We start from the raw sequence: 21,634 nt of genomic DNA, 5'->3' as shown, positions 1-21,634 counted from the left end.
CTTGGCCGAGCGCTAAACTCGTCTACGTTGTATTGCACGGCGCGCCCATCAGGACTCGCCTGAGGAAACTCGATTCACCAATGAAGCAATCGCTGCAGTTAAAGCTGGGCCAGCAGCTGACCATGACCCCGCAACTGCAACAGGCTATCCGCCTGCTGCAATTGTCGACCATGGACCTGCAACAGGAAATCCAGCAGGCTCTCGACAGCAACCCCATGCTGGAGACCAGCGAAGAGGAGCAGGGCCCCAGCGAATCGGCCAGCGCCGACGATGCCGCCGCTACCGGCGATGGCCCAATGGAGAGCCTCGAACAGGCCGACATGGCCGGTGACGCTGCACCTCAGGAATCATCGCAGACGCTTCCGGACGACCTCCCCGTAGACACCCAGTGGGACGATCTGCTGCCCTCGAGTTCAGCCCCCCCACCGCCACCGGATGAGTTCCCCGAAGGCGATTTCGAGCCCCGTGGCGGCTCTCGTCAGTCCCTGCAGGAACACCTGTTGTGGCAGCTCAATCTGAGCCGCCTGTCGGACACAGACCGATTGATCGCAATGACGATTATCGACGCCACCGACGACAACGGACGCCTCCAGCTGGACCCTGAAGAGCTTCATCAATCGCTGCTGGAGGCGGAACTGGATATCGATGAAGACGAGGTCGTCGCCGTGCTGCACATGCTGCAGCAGTTCGAACCGGCCGGCGTCTGCACCCGCGACCTACAAGAGTGCCTGTTGGTTCAGCTCCAGCAACTACCTGCAGACACCCCTTACCTGGAGCAGGCACGTCAGGTGCTCAATCGCCACCTGGGACAGCTCGCCAGCGGGGATTTCACCCAGATCCAGCGCCGCACCCGATTGAACGAAAGCCAGCTGAAGGATGTGCTCGCCCTGATCCAGACCCTGGACCCGAACCCAGGTGAGACCTACGCCCCCAGCGATGTCGAATATGTGATTCCGGATGTATTTGTCAGCAAAAAAGAAGGCCGCTGGTTGGTGGAACTCAACCCCGATATCGCACCACGCCTGCGTATCAACAACGAGTACGCGAGCCTCATCAAGCGCGCGGACAGCAGTGCGGACAACACCTTCCTCAAGGACAACCTGCAAGAGGCCCGCTGGTTTCTCAAGAGCCTGCAAAGCCGCAACGAGACCCTCATGAAGGTGGCGACTAAAATCGTCGAACACCAGCGCAACTTCCTCGAATATGGTGAGGAAGCCATGAAACCGCTGGTGCTACACGATATCGCCGAAGCGGTAGAGATGCACGAGTCGACCATATCCCGGGTCACAACCCAGAAGTACATGCACACCCCCCGCGGCATATTTGAGCTGAAGTATTTCTTCTCCAGCCACGTGGCCACCACCGCGGGCGGAGAGTGCTCTTCCACCGCTATCCGGGCTCTCATCAAGAAGCTGGTTGCCGCCGAGAATCCGCGCAAACCACTGAGCGACAACAAAATCACCCAATTGCTGGAAGAACAGGGCATCAAGGTCGCCCGACGCACCATCGCAAAGTACCGGGATACGCTGCTGATACCGCCGTCTAACGAGCGCAAGAGGCTGGTATAGGCAATGATTGGCCCCACAGTGGAAAAAATTACTCGCCGGGCAGGCCTTGGTCTAGAATTTATCCTAGAGGATTCAAAATCCGGCTGTGCCGGTTCCGGGCGGCAATCCCCCGGGTTCACCAAAAGAAGGAGCAAGTGTATGCAACTGAATGTCAGCGGACACCACGTGGAGGTCACCTCAGCTCTGCGGGAGTATGTCGAGAGCAAATTCGAACGACTGCAACGACATTTTGATCAAATCACCAACGTCCAGGTCACTCTGATCGTGGAGAAAATGGTTCAAAAAGCGGAATCCAACGTACACATATCCGGCGCGGATCTATTCGCTCACGCCGAATCCGATGATATGTATGCCGCAATCGACGCCCTGGCGGACAAACTGGACCGCCAGCTCATCAAGCATAAGGAAAAGACAAGAGGACACTGAGCCCAGCCATGCAACAACCGCTGGATACAATTCTGACCCCGGAGCGCACTGCCTGCCAGGTGCCCGGGGTCAGCAAAAAACGACTATTTGAAACAATCGCCCACATTATCAGCGAGGACCAGATTTCCCTGAGTTATGACGAAATTTTTGCCCAGCTGATTGCCCGCGAAAAACTGGGAAGTACCGGCCTTGGACTCGGCATTGCCATTCCACACAGCCGCATAGACAACTGCACTCAGCCCCTGGGCACTCTGGTAACCCTTGACGAGGCTATCGACTTCGACGCACCGGATGGCCAGCCCGTCGACCTGGTGTTCGCATTGCTCGTACCCAGCGAGGCACACCAGCAGCATCTCGACACCCTGGCCCAGATCGCTCGCAAATTCAGCGACGCAGATTTTTGCAAGCGCTTGCGCGGGGCTGCGGATGCGTCGGCCCTGCACGCGCTGGCCACTGGCTAGACAATGCAACTGATCATCATCAGCGGACGCTCCGGATCAGGCAAAAGTACAGCCCTGCACCAGCTGGAAGATGAGGGCTACTATTGCATCGACAACCTGCCCTCTTCGCTGCTACCTGCTCTGGTCGCAGAGACCAGCGGCGAAGCCTTCGGCCATTTTCGCGGCACAGCTGTCTGCATCGATGCTCGCAACGCGTGGAAAGACCTCGCCAATTTCACCGCGACCCTGGAATCCTTGCCCGATTCGGTTAACACCGAGATCCTGTTCCTCGACGCCCAGGAAGCAACGCTGATTAAACGCTTCAGTGAAACCCGGCGCAAACATCCGCTGAGCTCTGAGGCGATGCCTTTGGCAGAGGCCATAGAGTACGAGTGGCGCCTGCTGGAGCCGATCTCCAGCGCCGCTTCGCTGGTGCTGGATACCAGCCAGATGACCATCTACGAGCTGCGTGACGCCATCAAACAACGCCTGCTCGGGGCTACCGGCGGCAGCATGTCGATATTGATTCAGTCCTTCGGTTTCAAGCGCGGCGTGCCCGCTGATGCCGACCTTGTTTTCGACGTGCGCATGCTGCCCAACCCACACTGGGTCAAAGAACTGCGACTGAGTACCGGCCTGGACCAGGAGGTACAGAGTTTCCTTGAGGCACAGCCACTGACCGACGAATTGTTTGGCGATATCAGCGCGTACCTGAACAATTGGCTGCCGCGCTACCGCGACAGTAATCGCAGCTATATGACAATCGCGATAGGTTGTACCGGGGGACAACATCGGTCAGTATATTTGGCTAACCGCCTGTTCCAGCATTACCGGGAACAATTTCCAGCCATGCATATAAGACACAGGGAATTGCAGTAAGTTGATAGAGACTCAGGTGACCATCGTCAACAAACTCGGCTTGCACGCCAGAGCAGCAGCGAAGCTCGTGGGCTGCACCTCTGCGTTTTCCAGTGCTATTGAGGCTGGCCGCGACGGCAATATGGTGGACGCCAAAAGCATCATGTCGGTGATGATGCTGGCCGCGGGCAAAGGCTCCGTGCTTGATCTGCGTGTCGACGGTCGCGACGAGGAGGAAGCTCTCGCCGCTATCACCGCTCTCATCGCAAACCGCTTCGACGAAGCGGAGTAAGTCCGAATGCCACAGAACCTGGCAAAACAACAGGAGACACTCGACCGGCTGACGCTAGCGCTGGATAGCGGCGCCATGGTCGACGTTCGCCGGATGCTCAATGGCATACCGCCGGCGGATATTGCCCACCTGCTTGAGTCATCCCCCCCCAGATTCCGCAACATTCTGTGGAAAATGGTGGATGTGGAACTCGAGGGCGAGGTCCTGGGAGAGCTTTCCGACGAGCTTCAGGCGCATTTTCTCTCGCGCATGGATGCATCCGAAGTTGCGACGATAGCCGAAGGCCTTGAAGACGATGACCTTGCGGACATCCTGCAACAGCTGCCTGATCGGGTTACGCGCGAAGTCCTCAATTCGATGGACCATCAGGATCGGGCACGCCTCGAGCAGGTAATGCACTATCCGGACGATATCGCCGGTGGTCTGATGAACACGGATACGATCACCATCCGTGCCCGCCTGACCCTGGATGTCGTGCTGCGCTACCTGCGCCGCCACGATGAAATTCCGGAAATGACGGACAATTTGATCGTGGTAAATCGCACCGATCAATTTATCGGCTTGTTGCCACTGCGTACTCTGCTCGTGTCCGACCCTTCGGCAACTGTGCGCGAGATGATGGTGACCGACGTGGACCCCATTGCCGTCAACACACCAGACGATGAGGTCGCCCGCCTGTTCGAACGCAATGACTGGGTCTCAGCACCGGTTGTCGACGATAGTGGCCGCCTGCTGGGCCGGATCACCATCGATGACGTGGTCGACGTAATTCGCGAAGATGCGGATCACTCCTTTATGTCCATGGCTGGCCTGGATGAAGAAGAGGACACCTTTGCGCCCGTGTCCAAGGCTGCCCCACGAAGGGCGGTATGGCTCGGCATAAACCTGTTCACCGCTTTTATCGCAGCCTCCACCATCAACATGTTTCAGGGCACCATCGAAAAAGTCGTGGCCCTCGCAGTACTGATGCCCATCGTCGCTTCAATGGGAGGCATCGCCGGCACCCAGACCCTGACTGTACTGATCCGGGGTATTGCCATTGGCCAGGTGGGCAAAAACAACCAGGCCTGGCTATTAACCCGCGAGGTTACTATCGGACTGATCAACGGCGTTATCTGGGCGGTCGTTGTCGCCATCGCGGCATCGCTATGGTTCGACGATTGGGACATCGGCATCATTATTGCCGCCGCCATGGTTATTAATCTTGTCACCGCCGCATTCACCGGCGCAGCGCTGCCTCTGGTATTATCGCGCCTGAACATCGATCCCGCCCTGGCAGGCGGGGTCATTCTGACCACAGTGACCGACGTGGTGGGCTTTGTCTCCTTCCTCGGTCTGGCGACGCTTTTCTATGCATAACGAATCAGAAGCCCCTGAAGACGAGTTTGAAGAGGGCCCCAGCAAGAGCGAAGTAAAACGGCAAATGCTCGCGCTTCAGGCACTGGGTGACAAACTCACTCGGCTGAAAGACAAGGAACTCGCGCGAATTCCTATCGATAGCGAACGCCTGATGGAAGCAATCATCGAGACGCGTAACATCCGCAGCAACAGTGCTCGCAAGCGCCACATGCAGTACATCGGCAAGCTCATGCGTGACGTTGATGCCGCCGCTGTAGAGGCCGCGCTGGATGCGCTTCACAAGCCCGCGCGCGACGCAAACGCGCGCTTCCATGAACTGGAGGAACTCCGCGACGAGGTGCTGGAAGCGGGTGTATCCGGTGTCGAAAAAGTCCTGGCCCTATGGCCACAGGCCGATCGCCAACAACTGCGTCAGCTGGTATTACAGGCCCAGCGCGAACAGAAGAACAACAAGCCCCCGGCTGCCAGCCGTAAACTGTTCCGCTACTTGCGGGAACTTCAGGAAGATCACTGAGGCAAAGGGGCGTTGGGGTCGACCACTTCGAGCCCCAAAATGGATATCTCATTGGGGTCCGGCACGTTGTTCGGATCGACTGACTCCACCAGCGCCTCCACCTGCCGCCGTGTCTCGTCGTCAAAAATACGATCGAATTCGATCGTTGGTTCGCTCCAGTTACCGCCGATAGTGTAGACGCCACTGGAAAGCCGGTTCACCTGCTTTTCGAATACCTTGGACACCACGAATACGCCCGCCGCAACGGGCAATCCGGCGGCCAATGCTGCTACCCAAGGCAAGTTATTGGCGACAGGCAATGTAGCGACCAACTCGCCATCAAGCGTCTCATCAATAAGGTCGGATTCGAGAGTGAAGACGAATCTGGACGAGCTCCCCTCAACTGCCATAGCCGGCACAATCAAAGTCCCGCTCTCCAGCCCCATCTTTCCCTGTAAGCTATTAAAAGGCACGCCTGACTCAAACATATGCGTGAGGCTCAAACGTCTCGCCACTTCAGCCAGATTGAAAATACTGACGAGGCGCAACGCTCCGGTGGCGCCGGCTGGCGTTTCGAGGAAACGCCCGCGCTCCATCGACAGATTAAGCTCGCCCTCAGCCGCTGTCAGCGCAAAATCCTGCGGCGACCCAGGCCATGTCAGACCGACATCTACACTACCACTGCTAGTTTCCAGGAATTTGTCGTAGCCAAAATGACCCAGCGTGTCACCGAAATCGTCAAAACCAAGAGGTGCGCTGAGCGCAGTCCGCTCACCCTGCAACCAGTGCAACTCGGCTGGAGCCTCAGGCGTCAACACCAGGCTGGCGAGTTCGCCATGTATGTCAGTGGCGCGAATGGAACTCCCCTCCGAGAACAGGCTCATCTGTAACTGACCCAGGGGCTCACCATCCAACACCAGATTGGAGATCACGACCTGCATGTCCGGCAGTTCCAGCAACTCGGTGGTATCGCCGTCACTTCCCTGCGTAGCGCCCTCTTCCTCAGCAGCCCGCCCAAGTGCACCGGTCATGCCTGAAAAATCGAGGTAGTCGAGTTTAAGCCCGGCGCGCCCCACGGTGGGCTGGAAATAAGTGCCACGGAGCCACGCCGTTTCCAACTGGGTCTGCAGAATATTTTCATCCAGCGCCAGGCTAAAGCGTACATCGCGGAATTCCTGCCCCCAGATAGTGGCACTGCTGACGAACATCTCATCGAGTTGTAGCCGCAGTCTGGAGTTTGGCTCTTGAGCCTCCTCTTCAGCCTGCGCGTAAGATTCCTCGTCAGCCTCCTCATCAGCTGCGTCCACAAGCGCCAATACTTCAGGTACGGGCGATGGAAACAAATAGCGGTCACTAAAAGCCAACCACTCATCCAGATCCAGCGAGGGCAGACTGCCATGCCCCAGCACTATGCCTGCGACTACAGGTGCAGCGGGACCCTGCGCCCCCAGGGACGCTCCTTCAAGAATGCCATTCACCAACTGCAAACGAAGTTCCAAATCCACACCCAGTTGCATCTCCAGATCATATCGCTCCGACGCTAAAGGCAATTGCAGGCTGAAGGCTCGCATCTCGGCGGCAGGCTTGGCATAGGGCGAGGGCAGATCGAGACTGATACCTTCCAGAAGCGAGGCAAGATTCAAGGTTGGCGGTTTTCCGGGAGCGATCTCAAGCAGACCAGCCACCTCGGCCTCCCCCTCTGCAAGCGCCAGCACTTCGAGCGGTAGCCATTTCTGCAACGACGCCGTTTCTACCCTGGTCTCCAGGCCTACTTCGAGTACCGAATTCGTAAAACCAGCCAGCGGCTCACCCGACTCCAACGGGCGCTGCCGCAACTCCGCGGTCAGCGGTTGACGCCACAGCAGACCAGTCAGGTCGTCTGAACTAAACCCTGACGTCGAATGGTAGTTCACCCTGCCACCAAGCTCCTCCAATGCCAGGTTGCCCGGCTCAATCCGCAGTGCAACATCGTCCAGTATTGCGCTGACTTCCACCGTCGGTGGCGCCTTGGGTTGAGTCAGATTCAGTTGCAGGTCTAGCTCTGCTTCCAGCCCCCCTTCTGCCTGCCACTCGCTAAAGACACCGCTGGTCAGCTCTCCCAGCATAGAATTGTTCGCGATCAACAGGCCATCCGATGCGTCGCCGCTCAGCGCCCCGTGAACCGCCAGCTGCATCTGCCTGCTATCGTTTACCCAGGTTTCAACTGACAGTTCGCTCAATTCGGCACTAAACATCTGGGCAGAGTCTGCCCAGACGCTGACATTACTGTCGTCGATCAACACAATACCCGCCACCTTGCTCACCGGCGGCCATTGTTCGTGGTAATTGATGCTTGTGTTGGCCAGGTTGAAAAACAGCTGCACAGTGCGCTGAGCCACACTGCCGCGCTTGAGACTACCGCGCCAGATAAATGCACCCTCCAGGACCTCACCCTCGCCGATTGCCCCACCCAGCCAGCTGAGCAGGCCGTCATTCATCGTGTAAGGCAGGTACTTGAGGCGGTGGATCGGGTGAGTATCTTCCACACCAATCACCAGATCCATCTCCAGGCCAGTGGGTGTCGGCTTGAAGGGAATGTTTAAGCGGAATAAGGCGTGGGCCGTGCCCTCGACGCCAGATGCCGTAATGAGACCACTATCGAGCAGCAGCGATTCACGGTCCCAGTTGATATTCAGCGTGCCACTGATATCGTCAAAGTAGAGCGGCTGTTTGTAAACCGTGGGGAAATCCATAGTGAAACGTTTGCTATCCAAAACCACGTAGCCACCGTTCTGGGATAGCTCTAGATAGCCCGCTCCCGAGGTGACCCCTGGCGCGCCCTTCCAGGAGCTGACTACCACGTCGTGGAAGTTGGCCTCAACCTGCCAATCGTCTGTGGCCTGGCGCACATCGCCCACCGTGAGCTCCAATGCACTCACCTGCCCCTCGGGAGACAGCGTAGAGAAAACCGAGTTGAAGTTATCCGGCATCACTCCCGAAGCCAGTGCCAGCTGACTAAGGGGCCCTACTGGCACATCCCGCGCACGCAACCTGAAAGACTCGCCCCAACTATCCAACTGCAGCCGGGGAAGCAGCAGTTTCACATCGCCACTGCGGGCGAACACATCAGAGGCATAGACCGTACGTCGATTGCTGTGCTCGACCAGACTGACCGACAGGGACAGTTCATCCAGCGGCATACGCCATTCGGCCTCGGCCGGCTGTAGCACGAGATTTTCGAAATACAGATCGAGATCCACATCCAGCGCCCCGCGCTGCCAGTCCAGCCAAAGCTGCGCTGTAAGCTGCCCCTCGGGCGAGATGAGTTGCGGATTAACGAAAATCTCGCGGGCTGCGGCGAGATCACTGGTGGCAGCAGACACATAGAGCTGGCCGGAGAAAGCATCAGGTGTGAATGGATTTCCGACACCCTTGCCCAGCACTTCGAATGCTGCGCCACGAGTCGAGAGTAACTGGGCCTGAAATTGGCGCTGGCTTCCCTCGCGATGCAGCTCAAGACCCAGGTCGAAGTTGCGCTGCTCCCCACTAGGGAGCGCAAGGTACAGGGTGTTGTTTTTCAACGTGACATGCTCAATATTGAGCAAAAACTCCCGCAACCAGTTCCCTAGTGGCGTGTTGCCGCCCTTGAGACCAGGAAACACGAAGCGGCCATCGTCGGTAAGCTCCCCGCGCAGTTCGAGTGCATCTAGTTCAATCGAGGAAATATGAAGGTTACGGGCGAGCAGCGAATCAAGCACATCCAGCCCGATGCGCCCACCGCTCAGATCCAGCGTATCGCCCTCGGCTCCCGGCAATTTGAGACGCAAACCTTCGAGTACAATCTCCGGGGTAAAAGAACGCCACTCGCCCCGCAAACTGTCCGCCTGAATTTCAAAAGGGACACGGCTGTTAAAACCTGCGAGGATTTCGTCCTGAAACTTGTGCAGGTTTTGGCTGAGCAATCGCCCCAGGCTGACGTAGCTTGCCAACACTACAATCGCCAGCACTGCTGCGCCCCAGAGCAGGGAACTCAAGCGATGAAAAATTGAATCTCGACTGGAGGACGGTGCACTCATGGTAGATCTTTAGAGCAACACGATGTCGAAATGTTCCGGGTTATTGTGGGGCTCTACGCGGTAACTGATCGTCTTACCAATGAACTCCTCCAGATCGGCCACATTCGCCGACTCTTCATCAACCAGACGGTCAACGACACCCTGGGTGGCCAATACCATAAGATTTGCCGTGTCGTAGGCCCGGGCGTCGCGCATAATTTCGCGGAAAATTTCGTAGCACACGGTCTCGGCGGATTTCAGCGCGCCGCGCCCCTCGCACACCGGACAATCCTCGCACAGTACATGCTCGAGACTCTCTCTAGTGCGCTTGCGGGTCATTTCCACCAGACCCAGCTCGGAGACGCCGGTGATCTTGTTGCGAGCGGGGTCTTTCTGCATCGCCTTCTCCAGAGTGCGATGTACCTGGCGGCGGTGTTCTTCATCACGCATGTCGATGAAATCAACAATGATAATCCCACCCAGATTGCGCACTCGCAATTGCCGGGCAAGCATGGTCGCAGCCTCCAGATTGGTTTTGAAGATCGTCTCTTCCAGATTGCGCCTGCCGACAAACGACCCGGTATTCACATCGATGGTCGTCATTGCCTCAGTCTGATCAATGATCAGATAACCACCTGACTTCAACTCTACCTTGCGGCCCAGTGCACGCTGGATTTCGTCCTCAATGCCGTGCAGATCAAACAGCGGGCGCTCTCCCTGATAGTGTTCCAGCAGGTCAGAGACTTCTGGCATGTAGTCAGTGCAGAACTCCTGCAGGGCGCTAAAGCTCTCCCTGCTGTCGATCAGAATACGCTCCACTCCGGGCCGCGCCAGATCGCGCACTGTGCGCATATGTAGCGGTAAATCGGTGTACAGTAGTTGCGGCTTGGTCGCCGCCTGAGACCGACGAGACACGGCCACCCACAAACGCTTGAGAAAGCGCAGATCCGCGCGAATCTCATCAAGGCCGGCCCCTTCGGCCGCCGTACGCAGGATATAGCCACCATCTTTGTCCATATCCTCAAGCTCAAGACCCTGCGCCAGAAGTTCCTGCAAGCGCTCCCTTTCGCCGGCATCGTCAATGCGCTGGGAGACACCCACATGAGAAGTCTGCGGCATGAACACCAGATAACGCGAGGAAACCGACAACTCTGTCGTCAGTCGCGCGCCCTTGGTACCCAGCGGCTCCTTGGTAACCTGCACAATCACCTTCTTGCCGTCGTGCAGGTGATCGCGAATAGAGTCAGACGCTCGCCCGCCAGCGACGAAGATGTCTGACACATGAATAAAGCCGGTCCGCTCAAGACCAATATCGACAAAGGCCGCCTGCATACCGGGCAACACGCGCACAACTTTGCCTGCGTAGATGTTACTCACCACGCCTTGATTGGCACTGCGTTCTATGTGGATGTCCTGGGGGGCGCCATTGTCGACAACCGCCACCCGGGTTTCCATGGGTGTTACATTGACCAGGATTTCTTCGCTCAAGGTGCAGTCCCTCCCGTTGAGTCCAGCCGGGTGGACACCCCCGCAGCAGCGAGTAGCTGCCAGGTCTCGTGGAGAGGCAGGCCGACAACATTACTGTAACTGCCCTCGATAGCACTGACAAAAGCCCCCGCCAGCCCCTGAATCCCATACCCTCCGGCCTTGTCCCAGGGCTCGTCTGTGGCGAGATAGGCCTCGCACTGCTCACGCGAGAGCTGGGCAAAGCGCACCCGGGTCTCCACCAGATCTGCATGCATCTGTCCGCCCGGCAATTGCAGGCAGATCGCGGTAAAAACACTGTGCCATCGGCCGGACAGGCGCGCGAGCATGGCCAGTCCATCGAAGTGATCCACGGGTTTGCCCAGCACATCGTCGTCGATGACCACAGAGGTATCTGCGGCGAGAATTGCGCACTCTTCCCCGCTATGGCGCCCCGCTACTTCTATCGCTTTCTCGCGCGCCATCCGTTGGACATAGTCCTCCGGTTTTTCATCGGGACGAACGCTTTCATCGATATCGGCAGGCTCAAGCCAGTAGTTCGCGCCCAGTTGCTCAAGCAATTCTCGACGGCGGGGTGAGGCTGAGGCGAGCACAAGATCCATATCAACTCACTCGATAGTGGCGTCGAGTGCCGCGCAGTATGTGAAGCACGAAGGGCCACAACAATGCACTCGAAAAAGCGGGCAAGAGAAATAAGAGGGTTGTGGCACCCGCCCCCTGCAGATTCTGCACCCACTGGCTGATCATCTGATTGATGCCGACCAGTACAAAAACCACACCGGCTTGCTGGCCGATGCTGAAAACCCGCAAGCGCTGGTAGAGGGTCATCGCCAGGGCGGCCACCACGCCCAGAGCGAACGCATTCTGACCCAAGACGGCGCCTTCGAGGATATCCAGCATGACTCCCAACACCAGTCCGGTCACGAGACCCACCCGGTGGGGTAACGCGATCACCCAGTAGATCAAAACGACCGCCACCCACTCGGGCCGCCCCCAGGCCAACCAGAGCGGGAGCGGCATCACTGCCAACACCATAGCAATGAAAAACGAGACCACGATGGCCCAGTACCCATGTGCGCCATGCTCCACCACGGTCAGCCTTCCCGGTCAGCTGTGGGGGTAAAGACCAGCAGCACGTGTCGGCTGCGATCCAGGGCAGCACTCGGCACGGCAGTAATTTGCGCGAAGGGTTCGCCTGGGTCTCGCTCTATCCTGTCAACGACGGCCACCGGGTAGCCCACAGGAAAACGGCCACCCAGGCCAGAGGTGACCAACAAGTCTCCCTCCTGGATATCCGTGGTCGCGGAGACATGATGAACCTCTAGCGAGCCAAGACTGCCTGTGCCCTCAGCAATAGCGCGTACGCCATTGCGATTCACCTGCACGGGGATGGAATGCGTGGCGTCGGTGATGAGTAGCGCGCGGGAGTTGATAGGACTGACTTCGATGATCTGGCCCAGCAATCCGTCCGCATCAATCAAGGGCTGGCCGACAAATACGTCGTCCATTTCGCCCTTGTTCAACACCAATTGGTGTCGCACCGGGTCAGGCGAGACGCCGATCAACTCCGCCACCAGCACATCGTCTCGCAACAGGGCACTGGAGTTTAGCAGCGCCCGCAAACGGACATTCTCCGCCTGCAAGGAAGCCATCTGGTGCGAACGCCCCTGCAGCACCAGGTTCTCCCGTTTGAGCCGCTCGTTTTCCTCCTGCATATCGTCGCGGGAGACAAGATTGGTTTCGTTCCAGTCGACCAGGCGGCTGGGCAGGTCCGCCACCCAATAGACGGGAGCGGCAGCAATTTCCATGAATGAGCGTGTGGTTTGCAGCGCGTTATAGCGCAGGTCGGCGGTAATCAATACGCCAAGAAGTACGATCGCCAGCAGCAGGCGCAATCCCAGGGTGGACTCTTTGACGAACAGTGGCTTGATGACAGTTCCTAAGCTGGTTGTTCAGGCATCAATCACATCTTACAGCGCGGCAGAAGCCGCGCCTATGGTAGCCGCGACTTCTGCCGCGCTTTTTTCTATTCTGTGGAGAGCAGATCTATCGTTCTGCGATCCATCAACTCCATGGCTCGACCACCACCGCGAGCGACGCAGGTCAGGGGATCTTCCGCCACAATAACCGGCAGGCCCGTCTCTTCGGAGATAAGACGGTCCAGATCTCTCAACAACGCCCCGCCACCGGTGAGCACTATGCCACTCTCGGCAATGTCCGCTGCCAGTTCCGGGGGCGATTGTTCCAGAGCGGACTTCACCGCCTGGACAATGGAGCTCAGGGGGTCCTGCAGCGACTCCAGGATCTCGTCACTGTTGAGGGTGAAGCTGCGGGGCACTCCCTCTGCCAGGTTGCGGCCGCGGACGTCAATTTCCCGCAGTTCGCTGCCGGCAAAAGCACAACCCACTTCGACCTTGATGCGTTCTGCCGTGGCATCACCGATCAAGCTGCCGTATCGGCGACGAACATGGGAGACGATAGCCTCATCGAAGCGGTCGCCGCCCACTCTCACAGAATCGCGGTAAACGATACCGTTGAGGGAGATAATCGCAATCTCGGTGGTACCACCACCGACGTCAACGACCATGCAGCCTGTCGCTTCTTCCACGTCCAGGCCGGCTCCGATAGCCGCCGCCATGGGCTCCTCAATCAAGCGTACTTCGCGCGCACCCGCACTCAGTGCGGATTCGCGGATTGCACGGCGTTCGACCTGGGTCGACATGCAGGGCACACACACCAGCACACGGGGGCTGGGACGAATAAACTTGCTCTCGTGAACTTTAGCGATGAAGTGCTGCAGCATCTTCTCAGTCACCTGAAAGTCTGCAATAACCCCATCCTTGAGTGGTCGAATAGCCGTGATGTTACCTGGAGTGCGACCAAGCATACGCTTGGCCTCCGTACCAACGGCTTCGATGGTCTTCTGGCCGTTGTGGATGCGAATGGCAACTACCGAGGGCTCGTCCAGCACAATTCCCTTGTCGCGAACGTAGATCAGGGTGTTGGCGGTACCCAGATCAATGGAGAGGTCATTGGAGAACACTCCACGCAATTTCTTCAGCATTAATTTTTACTACCTTGTGAATACAACGGAGAACTGGGCTGGACAGTCCGCGAACTCCCTGGCAACCGGTTCAGACGCCCCTTGAGGCCTAGAAAACGGGGCAAATTCGGCCGACTTATATGGAGTCGTATTATTCGGGCAACTGTATCAATCGCGGGGATTTTGGGCAAGGCGCAAATGTGATAAGTTTACGCCCCCTGTCGCCGCCAGGCGACCCTCCTCCGGTTATACAAGCATGGCTATAGAGCAAGACGAGATAGAGAAAATTGCGGAGCTCGCGCGAATCGGCATTGACGCCGACCAAATTAGCGAGGTAACCCAGCGCATCACTGAGATTCTGGGAATGGTGGACCAATTACAGGCTGCCGATACAGATGGCGTTGAACCCATGGCAAACCCGCTGGACGCCACCGCGCGCCTGCGCGCCGATGAGGTGACTGAACTAAACCGCCGCGAGGCGTTCCAGGCGATCGCCCCTGCCACCGAAGACGGGCTATACCTCGTCCCCAAAGTTATTGAATAAGCAGCGCACGCCGCTTTAGGGATACCCCCATGTACGAACTCACTGTCGCCGAGCTGTCCGCAGGATTGCGGGACAACCGCTTCACCAGCGTGGAACTCACCAGCGCTTACCTCGACCGCATCGACGCTTTTAACGGCGAACTCAACGCTTTTATCACCGTCGATCGGCAGGCCGCTATCGCCGCTGCTACCGCGGCGGACGCCCAGATTGCAGCAGGTCAGGGTGGTCCCCTGACCGGTGTACCTATCGCTCACAAAGACATATTCTGCACCGAAGGCATGCGCACCAGCTGTGGTTCACGCATGCTGGACAACTTCGTCCCGCCCTACGACGCCACGGTGATTAGTCGCTTTCGCGACGCCGGGGCCGTTATTCTGGGCAAAACCAATCTGGATGAGTTCGCCATGGGCTCCTCCAACGAAAACAGTTACTACGGCCCTACTCGCAACCCCTGGGACATTAAGCTGGTACCCGGCGGCTCTTCCGGCGGCTCTGCCGCTGCCGTAGCAGCTATGTTGGCACCGGCCGCCACCGGCACGGACACCGGCGGCTCAATCCGCCAGCCCGCGGCTTTTTGCGGCATTACCGGCCTCAAACCCACGTACGGCCGAGTCTCTCGCCTGGGCATGATCGCTTATGCCTCGAGCCTGGATCAGGGTGGGCCTATGGCGCGCACCGCAGAGGACTGTGCCCTGCTGCTTAATGTCATGGCCGGTCACGACCCGCTGGACTCAACTTCCTCAGAACAGGCATCTGAAGACTACACTGCAAACCTCAATGCCCCGCTGGACGGCTTGCGCATCGGCCTGCCTACTGAATATTTCGGCGATGGCCTGGATGCAGCCACCGGCGAGCGCATCAAAACCGCTCTAGGAGAACTACAAGCCCAGGGCGCGGAGCTGGTGGAAATCTCCCTGCCCAATGCCGCCCTCACCATTCCCGCCTACTACATTATTGCCCCCGCGGAAGCCTCCACCAACCTGTCGCGCTTCGACGGTGTGCGTTACGGCCACCGCTGCGAAGACCCTGCAGATCTGCACGATCTCTACACCCGCACCCGTGAGGAGGGTTTCGGCGACGAAGTGAAGCGCCGGATTCTGGTAGGCACCTATGCACTGTCCGCGGGTTACTACGACGCCTATTACCGCAAGGCACAACAGGCGCGCCGCCTGATTCGCGACGACTTTCTCACGGCTTTCAACGACGTCGACGTGATAGCGGGCCCCACGACTCCTGGCCCGGCCTTCCCTCTGGGCGCCAAAAGCAACGATCCGGTCGCGATGTACCTTGAAGACGTGTACACGCTGGCGGCGAACCTGGCCGGACTGCCAGGCATCTCGACCCCTGCAGGCCTTGTAGACGGCAAGCCTGTTGGCTTGCAGCTCATTGGCCGCCACTTCGAAGAATCCCGCCTGCTAAACGTGGCCCACCGCCTGCAGCAGGCCACCGATTGGCACAAGCAAACACCTGCCACCGTCAATGGAGGTGCCGCCTGATGCAATGGGAAACAGTGATAGGCCTTGAGGTTCACCTCCAGCTGGCCACGCGCTCCAAAATCTTCTCTGGCTCCGCCACAACCTTTGGTGCCGCGCCCAATACCCAGGCCAGTGCCGTAGACCTGGCCATGCCCGGCATGCTGCCGGTCCTCAACAAGGAAGCGGTCCACATGGCGGTCATGTTCGGCCTGGGCATCGGCGCCGAGATAGGCATGCGCTCAGTGTTCGACCGCAAGAACTACTTCTACCCTGATCTTCCCAAGGGCTACCAGATCAGCCAGTTTGAAGACCCCATCGTGGGCAAGGGGAGCTTCGAGATCCAGATGGAAGACGGCAGCACCCGAGAGATCGGCATCACCCGGGCCCACCTGGAAGAAGATGCCGGCAAATCGCTACATGAAGATTTTCACGGTATGAGTGGCATCGACCTGAACCGCGCCGGCACACCGCTGCTGGAGATCGTGTCCGAACCGGACATTCGCTCAGCCGCAGAAGCGGTCGCCTACCTCAAGGCACTGCACAGCCTGGTGACGTACCTCGGGATATCGGATGGCAACATGGCAGAGGGTTCCATGCGCTGCGATATCAATATCTCCCTGCGACCCAAAGGCCAGGAGGCATTGGGCACCCGCGCGGAGATAAAGAACGTCAACTCATTCCGCTTTGTAGAGCGCGCTATTCGCCATGAGTTCGACCGCCAGGCCGACATTCTTGAAGACGGAGGCAAGATCGTTCAGGAAACTCGCCTGTACGACCCGGACCGCGATGAGACCCGCTCAATGCGCAGCAAGGAGGTGGCCAACGACTACCGCTACTTCCCCGAACCGGATCTGCTGCCGATCGTGATCGACGGAGCCTATGTTGAGGCCGTGCGCGAGACGCTGCCCGAACTGCCCACCGCCAAGCGACACCGGTTTGTAGAGCAGTACCAACTCTCTGCTTACGACGCCAACGTGCTCGCCGATAGCATTGCCCTGGCCGACTACTACGAGGCCGTGGTGGCCGTCTGCGGCGATGCCAAGATTGCCGCGAACTGGGTACAGGTAGAGCTACTCGGGCTACTGAACAAGGCTGAACTCGATATCAGCGCCTCTCCAGTCGCGGCAGCCGCACTGGGTGGCTTGATTAATCGTATTCTCGACAACACCATCTCAGGCAAGATCGCCAAACAGGTCTTCGAAGCCATGTGGAATGGCGAAGGTACTGCCGACGAGGTGATCGATGCCAAAGGCCTCAAGCAGGTCTCAGACAGTGGTGCTATCGAAGCCATGGTGGACGAAGTAATAGCCAACAGCGCGGCACAGGTTGAACAATACCTTGCCGCAGATGATGCCAAACGCAAAAAACTTGTGGGCTATTTCGTCGGGCAAGTTATGAAAGCTTCCAAAGGCCAGGCCAATCCCGGCATGGTCAACAAACTACTCGCACAGAAACTGAAATGAAGAAAGACAAACAGAAAGTAATAGACGACGTCTGGACTGAAGATCACATCCGCAGCTTTTTGGATTTCCGGCCACACGATGGAAGCAATGAGGATTTTCATATCCTGCAGAAAGCCTACCAGAGCATGCGAGCGGACGACTTCGAATTGTTCGTGAGCATGTTCACAGGGCAAGAGCGCGATGTGAATGCCACCGGCCGTGATGGCCGCACCGTACTGGCTATCGTGGGCGAGCACCGCAAGGGCACGCCCTATGCAGAGATTCTGAAGGCTGCAGGCGCCGCCTGACTGGCGGTGAGTGCTGCTTCAACTGCGCGATATTAAAGCGCGGCCAACAGTGCCCTCACCACCATCACCCAGAGGGCAAAGCTGGCCAGAAGGTAGACGATAAACCGGTGCATCACTTTGTTGTAGCTGCAGTGAATGAGCGAGTGAAGCACACGGAAACCGAGAAACGCCCAGGCACAGTTGACATATAGCGAATCGACCTGGCCGACCATGGTCAGGTACAGGCAGATCACGTAGAACAAGACAGGAACCTCGAGCAGGTTCTTGAAATTGTGGCTCGCCGTAGAGGATTCCGCGGGAATTTGCGCCGCCACCTGATCTGGCGATTTCAAATTCTCTGCGTCAATGCCATGAGAGGTCGCATAGCCCAGCCGCTGCACCAGGAGATACGCCCATACCAACATGGTCAGGGTAAGCATGCCCAGCATCGGCAGAGTAAGAGACAGGTCTTGTAGAGCCATTTTTTCACCTCGCTAATTATGTTTTTTGCTATGCTAGCGCACCCAAATTTTTCAAGTACCCTGCAGGAACGCCAGTGATCACGCTCTACGGTATCAAAAATTGCGACTCGGTCAAAAAAGCCCGCAAATGGCTCGACGCAAAAGGCGTGGACTATCGGTTCCACGACTTTCGCGTTGACGGAGTGAGCGCCAGTGACGTTGCCAACTGGCTCGACGCCCTGGGCTGGGAAACCGTAGTCAATCGGCGCAGTACCACCTGGAAGGGCCTGAGCCCTGAACAGCGCGAGAACATGGATCGCGACAGTGCACTGGCGGCAATTCTCGAAGAGCCCACCCTGGTGAAACGCCCACTGCTCGACGCTGGCGGCGAATACCACTGCGGCTTCAAGGACGCCAGCTACCAACAGATATTCAACCACCATACCCTCTGAACGAGGTTTAGCACAGGACATGAACATGACTGATTCAGCGTTTGCCTTCGGCCTCGGCGTCGGCACACTCAACGCCAAGGGCGAGTGGCTAGAAGTATATTTCCCCCAGCCCGTGCTGGCTCCATCCGCGGAACTGACAGCCGCGACCAGCGGCCTGGATAGCGCTAGCCCACTCACTGCTGACGACCTGCGCGCACTGGCAGAAAAACTGACCGACGCCGGCGAACCAGAACTCGCCGCCTTCGCCAGTCGCGTTCGCGACAGCGGCCGGCCTGCAGTGGCAGTCCTGCTGGGTGACGACACCCCGCCAACGAGCGTCCCCGAAGGCTACTTGAAGCTACACCTGCTATCTCACCGTCTGGTAAAGCCCCACGGCACTGATCTCAGCGGTTTGTTTGGCGTGCTGCCCAACGTGGCCTGGACCAATGAAGGCGCAATAGACCTCGCCGAACTGCCCGAGCGTCAGCTGAACGCGCGCCTGCGAGGCGAATTACTGGAAGTCAGCTGTGTCGATAAATTCCCAAAAATGACGAACTACGTGGTTCCCACTGGTGTGCGCATCGCCCATACCGCTCGCGTTCGTCTGGGCGCCCATCTGGGTGAAGGCACCACCATCATGCACGAGGGCTTCGTCAACTTTAATGCCGGCACCGACGGCCCGGGCATGATCGAGGGCCGAATATCAGCGGGCGTTATGGTCGGTGAAGGCTCTGACCTCGGCGGCGGCTGCTCTACCATGGGCACACTATCTGGGGGCGGTGATATTGTGATCGCTGTTGGCAGAGAATGCCTCATTGGCGCCAACGCAGGTATCGGCATACCCCTGGGTGATCGTTGCACCGTAGAGGCCGGCCTGTTTATTACCGCCGGCACCAAAGTCAGCATGCTCGACGCCGACGGCCAGGCCGTCGAGTCAGTCAAGGCACGCGACCTTGCCGGCAAGAGTGATCTGCTGTTCCGCCGCAATTCAGCCAACGGCGCGGTCGAATGCCTCACCAATCGTTCCGCCATCGAGCTGAACGAAGAACTGCACGCCCACAATTGAGCATAGGAGCCAACGTGGACAGTACCCTGGAACTCTGCTGTGAACTGATTCGCCGTCCCTCGGTCACCCCAGAGGATTGCGGCTGCCAGGCCCTGATGATGGAGAGGCTCACAGCTATTGGTTTCAGCTGTACCCCACTGCCCTTCGGAGATGTAGATAACTTCTGGGCTACCCACGGCGAGAAAGGCCCGATTCTGGTGTTCGCTGGACACACCGATGTCGTTCCCACCGGGCCCGAGGAGCAGTGGCATTCTCCTCCGTTCGAGCCGACCCTGAAGGGCGACACACTCTACGGTCGCGGTACCGCTGACATGAAAGCCAGCCTCGCGGCGATGGTGGTGGCCTGTGAAGAATTCGTAGCGGAACATCCAGATCACACCGGACGCATTGGTTTTCTGATCACGTCCGACGAGGAAGGCCCCGCAACCGACGGCACCGTGCGAGTGATTGAACACCTTTCAGCGCAAGGTGAAAAAATTGACTGGTGCCTGGTGGGCGAGCCCTCCAGTACCAAAACGCTTGGCGATGTCATCAAAAACGGCCGCCGCGGTTCCCTCAACGCCACCCTGACGGTAAAGGGTGTACAGGGACATATTGCCTATCCTCACCTGGCTGAAAACCCGATCCATCGTTTGGCCCCTGCCCTAAAATCACTGACGGACGAAGTCTGGGATGAAGGCAATACGTTTTTCCCTCCGACGTCGATGCAGGTCTCCAACATCAACGGCGGCACCGGTGCCACCAACGTGATACCCGGCGAAGTGGAAGTCGTTTTCAATTTCCGCTTTTCGACCGAAGTGACCGACGTGGAACTGCGTCAGCGAACCGAGGCTATTCTCGATTCACACGCGCTGGATTACGCGATCGAGTGGAGTCTCAGCGGGCAACCCTTCCTGACACCGAGCGGTGAATTGGTAGAAGCAGCCGTCGCCAGTATTCGCACTGTGACTGGGTTGGATACAGAACTGTCAACGTCCGGCGGGACCTCAGACGGCCGCTTTATCGCGCCCACCGGGGCACAGGTAGTCGAGTTGGGCCCCATCAACGCCACAATCCACAAACTCAACGAGGAAGTGCACGCACCCGACCTGCCGCGTCTGACCGCTATCTATCGCGGCATTCTTGAGAACCTTTTAACCGCCGACTGAATCGAGCAATGCCTGCGCACCCATGCGCGCGATATCGGTATTGCCCTGGCCGGGCGTCACCAGCACCTGACCACTGCCGAGTGCCGCCAAGCTGGCCTTTACCACCTGGTCCGCCTGCATCCACATCTCATCCGGGAACACTGAACCATCGAATCCCTGGTCAGCCATCGGGTCGTGGATTTCCGTGCGAACCAGGCCCGGGCAAAGCGCCTGGACGTGTATGTTCTGCGTAGCCACCTCAGCAGCCAGTGACTGGGAAAAGTAGTTCAGAAAAGCCTTGGTCGCCCCGTACACCGCCAGCCCGGGACCCGGCACGAATGAACCCAGAGAAGATACGTTGATAATCGTGCCGCCACCGGACTCGGCCATGAACGGAATTGCCGCCCGACACAGGGTGATTGTGGCGTCACAGTGCAGCGCAAGCATGCCGCGCTGCTGGTCGATCGCCGACGTCGAAAAATAACCGTATGGGCTGTATCCCGCGTTATTTACCAGAATATCCGCTGGCCCTTTCTGGCGCAGCATTTCCATGGTGTGAGCCACCCCTTCCACAGTGGCGAGATCCGCTACTACCGGGTGAACCTCTGCTACGCCATCCAGCTCTACCGCCAGCGCCTCGAGGCGATCAGCCCGTCGTGCAACTGCGATGATCACGTCACAGCGGCCAGCCAGTTGGCGGCAGAATTCCAGACCCAGTCCGGAGGAGGCGCCGGTGACCAGCGCGATGGTTTTTGATTCAGGCATGTATGTGTCCAGTAAGCTAAGTAGCTGCGGAGGGATCA

At 58.2% G+C, this 21,634-nt stretch carries 22 protein-coding genes; 14 read left to right on the top strand and 8 right to left on the bottom strand.

Features of this window, described 5'->3' with window-relative positions; all coding sequences use genetic code 11:
* The first annotated feature begins 80 nt into the window (after positions 1-80).
* From EY643_RS04435 to yjgA, 7 genes are all read left to right on the top strand, one after another.
* Complete coding sequence (locus EY643_RS04435) at positions 81-1,568, top strand: RNA polymerase factor sigma-54 (protein ID WP_152661056.1); 1,488 nt, start codon at positions 81-83, stop codon at positions 1,566-1,568.
* Between the two features lie 138 nt (positions 1,569-1,706).
* Positions 1,707-1,994 (top strand): ribosome hibernation-promoting factor, HPF/YfiA family, encoded by a 288-nt coding sequence (gene hpf, locus EY643_RS04430; RefSeq protein WP_152661055.1) that lies wholly within the window; start codon positions 1,707-1,709, stop codon positions 1,992-1,994.
* Between the two features lie 8 nt (positions 1,995-2,002).
* Positions 2,003-2,455, top strand: a complete 453-nt coding sequence (ptsN, locus tag EY643_RS04425; protein ID WP_152661054.1) for a PTS IIA-like nitrogen regulatory protein PtsN — start codon at positions 2,003-2,005, stop codon at positions 2,453-2,455.
* Positions 2,456-2,458: 3 nt separating this feature from the next.
* Entirely contained in the window at positions 2,459-3,313 is an 855-nt protein-coding gene (gene rapZ, locus EY643_RS04420; RefSeq protein WP_152661053.1) for an RNase adapter RapZ, read from the top strand.
* Position 3,314: 1 nt separating this feature from the next.
* Complete coding sequence (locus EY643_RS04415) at positions 3,315-3,584, top strand: HPr family phosphocarrier protein (RefSeq protein ID WP_152661052.1); 270 nt, start codon at positions 3,315-3,317, stop codon at positions 3,582-3,584.
* 6 nt (positions 3,585-3,590) lie between these two features.
* Positions 3,591-4,943 carry a magnesium transporter gene (gene mgtE / locus EY643_RS04410; RefSeq protein WP_152661051.1) on the top strand — a complete coding sequence of 451 codons (1,353 nt, stop codon included), beginning with the start codon at positions 3,591-3,593 and terminating at the stop codon, positions 4,941-4,943.
* The gene (yjgA, locus tag EY643_RS04405; RefSeq protein WP_152661050.1) at positions 4,936-5,457 is read left to right on the top strand and encodes a ribosome biogenesis factor YjgA; all 522 of its coding nucleotides are present in this window, start codon (positions 4,936-4,938) and stop codon (positions 5,455-5,457) included. The genes mgtE and yjgA overlap by 8 nt, the downstream gene beginning before the upstream one ends.
* Here the strand turns inward: yjgA and EY643_RS04400 are convergent.
* The 6 genes from EY643_RS04400 to EY643_RS04375 form a co-directional block, all read right to left on the bottom strand.
* Positions 5,451-9,449, bottom strand: coding sequence for a YhdP family phospholipid transporter (locus EY643_RS04400; RefSeq protein ID WP_205743145.1), 3,999 nt, complete (start codon positions 9,447-9,449; stop codon positions 5,451-5,453). The genes yjgA and EY643_RS04400 overlap by 7 nt on opposite strands.
* A gap of 51 nt (positions 9,450-9,500) precedes the next feature.
* Positions 9,501-10,958, bottom strand: a complete 1,458-nt coding sequence (gene rng, locus EY643_RS04395; protein ID WP_152661048.1) for a ribonuclease G — start codon at positions 10,956-10,958, stop codon at positions 9,501-9,503.
* Positions 10,955-11,557 (bottom strand): Maf family protein, encoded by a 603-nt coding sequence (locus EY643_RS04390; RefSeq protein ID WP_152661047.1) that lies wholly within the window; start codon positions 11,555-11,557, stop codon positions 10,955-10,957. Before EY643_RS04390 ends, rng begins: the two co-directional genes overlap by 4 nt.
* Position 11,558: 1 nt before the next feature.
* Positions 11,559-12,047 (bottom strand): rod shape-determining protein MreD, encoded by a 489-nt coding sequence (gene mreD / locus EY643_RS04385; RefSeq protein WP_152661046.1) that lies wholly within the window; start codon positions 12,045-12,047, stop codon positions 11,559-11,561.
* A 2-nt stretch (positions 12,048-12,049) separates the two neighbouring features.
* The gene (gene mreC, locus EY643_RS04380; RefSeq protein WP_240732819.1) at positions 12,050-12,850 is read right to left on the bottom strand and encodes a rod shape-determining protein MreC; all 801 of its coding nucleotides are present in this window, start codon (positions 12,848-12,850) and stop codon (positions 12,050-12,052) included.
* Between the two features lie 131 nt (positions 12,851-12,981).
* The gene (locus tag EY643_RS04375) at positions 12,982-14,019 is read right to left on the bottom strand and encodes a rod shape-determining protein (RefSeq protein ID WP_152661044.1); all 1,038 of its coding nucleotides are present in this window, start codon (positions 14,017-14,019) and stop codon (positions 12,982-12,984) included.
* 235 nt (positions 14,020-14,254) lie between these two features.
* Here EY643_RS04375 and gatC point away from each other — a divergent pair, with 235 nt between their 5' ends.
* Genes gatC through EY643_RS04355 form a run of 4 tightly spaced genes read left to right on the top strand, consistent with a single transcriptional unit; the run spans position 14,255 to position 17,767 of the window.
* A complete protein-coding gene (gatC, locus tag EY643_RS04370) occupies positions 14,255-14,542 on the top strand; it encodes an Asp-tRNA(Asn)/Glu-tRNA(Gln) amidotransferase subunit GatC (protein ID WP_152661043.1) in 288 nt (95 codons plus the stop codon).
* 29 nt (positions 14,543-14,571) lie between these two features.
* Positions 14,572-16,038 carry an Asp-tRNA(Asn)/Glu-tRNA(Gln) amidotransferase subunit GatA gene (gene gatA, locus EY643_RS04365; RefSeq protein ID WP_152661042.1) on the top strand — a complete coding sequence of 489 codons (1,467 nt, stop codon included), beginning with the start codon at positions 14,572-14,574 and terminating at the stop codon, positions 16,036-16,038.
* The gene (gene gatB / locus EY643_RS04360; RefSeq protein ID WP_152661041.1) at positions 16,038-17,480 is read left to right on the top strand and encodes an Asp-tRNA(Asn)/Glu-tRNA(Gln) amidotransferase subunit GatB; all 1,443 of its coding nucleotides are present in this window, start codon (positions 16,038-16,040) and stop codon (positions 17,478-17,480) included. The genes gatA and gatB overlap by 1 nt, the downstream gene beginning before the upstream one ends.
* On the top strand, positions 17,477-17,767 hold the full coding sequence (locus EY643_RS04355) for a PA4642 family protein (RefSeq protein WP_152661040.1): 291 nt from the start codon (positions 17,477-17,479) through the stop codon (positions 17,765-17,767). The genes gatB and EY643_RS04355 overlap by 4 nt, the downstream gene beginning before the upstream one ends.
* Before the next feature lie 32 nt (positions 17,768-17,799).
* On the opposite strand, the gene EY643_RS04350 is transcribed toward EY643_RS04355, so the two are convergent.
* A complete protein-coding gene (locus EY643_RS04350; protein ID WP_152661039.1) occupies positions 17,800-18,228 on the bottom strand; it encodes an MAPEG family protein in 429 nt (142 codons plus the stop codon).
* A 74-nt stretch (positions 18,229-18,302) separates the two neighbouring features.
* Here EY643_RS04350 and EY643_RS04345 point away from each other — a divergent pair, with 74 nt between their 5' ends.
* The 3 genes from EY643_RS04345 to dapE are packed head-to-tail and all read left to right on the top strand — an operon-like array spanning position 18,303 to position 20,852.
* The gene (locus EY643_RS04345) at positions 18,303-18,659 is read left to right on the top strand and encodes an ArsC family reductase (protein ID WP_152661038.1); all 357 of its coding nucleotides are present in this window, start codon (positions 18,303-18,305) and stop codon (positions 18,657-18,659) included.
* Positions 18,660-18,684: 25 nt separating this feature from the next.
* On the top strand, positions 18,685-19,704 hold the full coding sequence (gene dapD / locus EY643_RS04340; protein ID WP_152661037.1) for a 2,3,4,5-tetrahydropyridine-2,6-dicarboxylate N-succinyltransferase: 1,020 nt from the start codon (positions 18,685-18,687) through the stop codon (positions 19,702-19,704).
* A 14-nt stretch (positions 19,705-19,718) separates the two neighbouring features.
* Positions 19,719-20,852 (top strand): succinyl-diaminopimelate desuccinylase, encoded by a 1,134-nt coding sequence (dapE, locus tag EY643_RS04335; RefSeq protein ID WP_152661036.1) that lies wholly within the window; start codon positions 19,719-19,721, stop codon positions 20,850-20,852.
* Here the strand turns inward: dapE and EY643_RS04330 are convergent.
* Positions 20,838-21,596 (bottom strand): SDR family NAD(P)-dependent oxidoreductase, encoded by a 759-nt coding sequence (locus EY643_RS04330; RefSeq protein ID WP_170287277.1) that lies wholly within the window; start codon positions 21,594-21,596, stop codon positions 20,838-20,840. The two genes, dapE and EY643_RS04330, sit on opposite strands and share 15 nt — an antisense overlap.
* Between the last annotated feature and the right edge of the window lie 38 nt (positions 21,597-21,634).

This window comes from Halioglobus maricola (assembly GCF_009388985.1).
Lineage (GTDB): Bacteria > Pseudomonadota > Gammaproteobacteria > Pseudomonadales > Halieaceae > Halioglobus > Halioglobus maricola.
The sequence above is the reverse complement of the archived record's forward strand: the minus strand, read 5'-3'. Positions and strand labels throughout refer to the sequence as shown.

What these genes read in the sequence shown, in the direction of transcription:
- EY643_RS04435 (WP_152661056.1), top strand. Translation starts at nt 81, where the DNA reads ATGAAGCAATCGCTGCAGTTAAAGCTGGGCCAGCAGCTGACCATGACC.
- hpf (WP_152661055.1), top strand. Translation starts at nt 1,707, where the DNA reads ATGCAACTGAATGTCAGCGGACACCACGTGGAGGTCACCTCAGCTCTG.
- ptsN (WP_152661054.1), top strand. Translation starts at nt 2,003, where the DNA reads ATGCAACAACCGCTGGATACAATTCTGACCCCGGAGCGCACTGCCTGC.
- rapZ (WP_152661053.1), top strand. Translation starts at nt 2,459, where the DNA reads ATGCAACTGATCATCATCAGCGGACGCTCCGGATCAGGCAAAAGTACA.
- mgtE (WP_152661051.1), top strand. Translation starts at nt 3,591, where the DNA reads ATGCCACAGAACCTGGCAAAACAACAGGAGACACTCGACCGGCTGACG.
- yjgA (WP_152661050.1), top strand. Translation starts at nt 4,936, where the DNA reads ATGCATAACGAATCAGAAGCCCCTGAAGACGAGTTTGAAGAGGGCCCC.
- EY643_RS04390 (WP_152661047.1), bottom strand. Translation starts at nt 11,557, where the DNA reads ATGGATCTTGTGCTCGCCTCAGCCTCACCCCGCCGTCGAGAATTGCTT.
- EY643_RS04375 (WP_152661044.1), bottom strand. Translation starts at nt 14,019, where the DNA reads ATGCTGAAGAAATTGCGTGGAGTGTTCTCCAATGACCTCTCCATTGAT.
- gatC (WP_152661043.1), top strand. Translation starts at nt 14,255, where the DNA reads ATGGCTATAGAGCAAGACGAGATAGAGAAAATTGCGGAGCTCGCGCGA.
- gatA (WP_152661042.1), top strand. Translation starts at nt 14,572, where the DNA reads ATGTACGAACTCACTGTCGCCGAGCTGTCCGCAGGATTGCGGGACAAC.
- gatB (WP_152661041.1), top strand. Translation starts at nt 16,038, where the DNA reads ATGCAATGGGAAACAGTGATAGGCCTTGAGGTTCACCTCCAGCTGGCC.
- EY643_RS04355 (WP_152661040.1), top strand. Translation starts at nt 17,477, where the DNA reads ATGAAGAAAGACAAACAGAAAGTAATAGACGACGTCTGGACTGAAGAT.
- EY643_RS04350 (WP_152661039.1), bottom strand. Translation starts at nt 18,228, where the DNA reads ATGGCTCTACAAGACCTGTCTCTTACTCTGCCGATGCTGGGCATGCTT.
- dapD (WP_152661037.1), top strand. Translation starts at nt 18,685, where the DNA reads ATGACTGATTCAGCGTTTGCCTTCGGCCTCGGCGTCGGCACACTCAAC.
- EY643_RS04330 (WP_170287277.1), bottom strand. Translation starts at nt 21,596, where the DNA reads ATGCCTGAATCAAAAACCATCGCGCTGGTCACCGGCGCCTCCTCCGGA.